Origin of the sequence: Roseinatronobacter alkalisoli (assembly GCF_028745735.1) — a bacterium.
In the GTDB taxonomy this organism is placed as follows: Bacteria; Pseudomonadota; Alphaproteobacteria; order Rhodobacterales; family Rhodobacteraceae; genus Roseinatronobacter; species Roseinatronobacter alkalisoli.
This window is the reverse complement of the sequence record NZ_JAQZSM010000106.1, coordinates 1-1502: the sequence shown is the minus strand read 5'-3', so window position 1 is coordinate 1502 and position 1502 is coordinate 1. Positions and strand designations below refer to the sequence as shown.

The 1502-nt window shown below is 63.9% G+C and carries 1 protein-coding gene; it reads left to right on the top strand.

Annotation, left to right across the window (positions count from 1 at the left end; all coding sequences use genetic code 11):
* The first annotated feature begins 5 nt into the window (after window positions 1-5).
* Complete coding sequence (glpK, locus tag PUT78_RS23510; RefSeq protein WP_274354636.1) at window positions 6-1493, top strand: glycerol kinase GlpK; 1488 nt, start codon at window positions 6-8, stop codon at window positions 1491-1493.
* Window positions 1494-1502 lie beyond the last annotated feature (9 nt).

Sequence of the window (1502 nt, the reverse complement as noted above, 5' to 3'; positions counted from 1 at the left end):
CATACATGGGCTATATACTTGCGATAGATCAGGGGACGACATCGAGCCGTGGGATTGTTTTTGACGGTCAGATGCGGATTTCTGCGATCGCGCAGGAGGAATTTCCGCAGCATTACCCGGCCTCTGGCTGGGTGGAGCATGACCCGTCCGATCTGTGGGCGACCACGGCTGCGACAGCGCGCGCCGCGATTGAGAAAGCCGGTCTGCATGCCACTGATATTGCGGCTATCGGGATTACCAACCAGCGTGAGACCACCCTGATCTGGGACCGGCAGACCGGCAGGCCCATCCATAACGCGATTGTCTGGCAGGACCGCCGCACTGCTGATTTCTGCGCGCAGCTGCGCGAAGACGGGCATGAAGCGATGATCACGGCGCGCACAGGGCTGCTGGCGGACCCCTATTTTTCCGCAACCAAGGTGAAATATATCCTTGATCACGTTGACGGGTCGCGCGAACGGGCGCGCAAGGGGGAACTGGCCTTCGGCACGGTTGACAGCTGGCTGATCTGGAACCTGACGGGCGGGCGCGTGCATGCCACCGACGCCACCAATGCTGCGCGCACCATGCTTTATGATATCCACAAGGGCCGCTGGAGCGAGAGCATTTGCGGCCTGCTGGATATCCCGCTGGAATTGCTGCCCGATGTGCGTGATTGCGCGGCGGATTTCGGCACCACGCGCGCGGATCTGTTCGGGCGCGAAATTCCGATCCTCGGGGTGGCGGGCGACCAGCAGGCCGCGACCATCGGGCAGGCGTGTTTCGCGCCCGGCATGTTGAAATCGACCTATGGCACGGGGTGCTTTGCCGTGCTGAACACGGGTGCGGCGCCTGTGGCGTCCACCAACAAGCTGCTGACAACCATTGCCTATCAGCTGGATGGCCGCCCGACTTATGCGCTGGAAGGGTCGATCTTCGTTGCGGGGGCGGTGGTGCAATGGCTGCGCGACGGGATCAGGATCATCCGCGCGGCACCGGAAACGCAGGCCCTGGCCGAAACCGCAGATCCAAGCCAGGACCTGGTCCTTGTGCCCGCTTTCGTGGGCCTTGGCGCGCCTTACTGGAAGCCTGAAGCGCGCGGCGCCATCTTTGGGCTGACGCGCAATTCCGGCCCGGCGGAATTTGCCCGCGCGGCGCTGGAATCAGTGGGCTACCAGACCCGCGACCTGCTGGAAGCGATGCAGGCCGACTGGTTGCGCGAGGGCGCGCAGCCGGTTCTGCGCGTGGATGGCGGCATGGCTGCGAATGACTATGCGATGCAGTTTCTGTCGGACATCATCGGCGCGCCTGTCGATCGCCCGGAGGTGCTGGAAACCACCGCACTTGGTGCAGCGTGGCTGGCAGGCATGCGCGCGGGTGTCTGGCCGGACATGGATGAATTCGCCAGAGGCTGGGCCGTGGAACGCCAGTTCACCCCCCAGATGGAAACCGCCCCGCGCAAGGCACGATACGACCGATGGAAACGCGCCGTCAGCGCAGTGCTGGGCGTCTAGCAGAACGCG

What these genes read in the sequence shown, in the direction of transcription:
- glpK (WP_274354636.1), top strand. Translation starts at nt 6, where the DNA reads ATGGGCTATATACTTGCGATAGATCAGGGGACGACATCGAGCCGTGGG.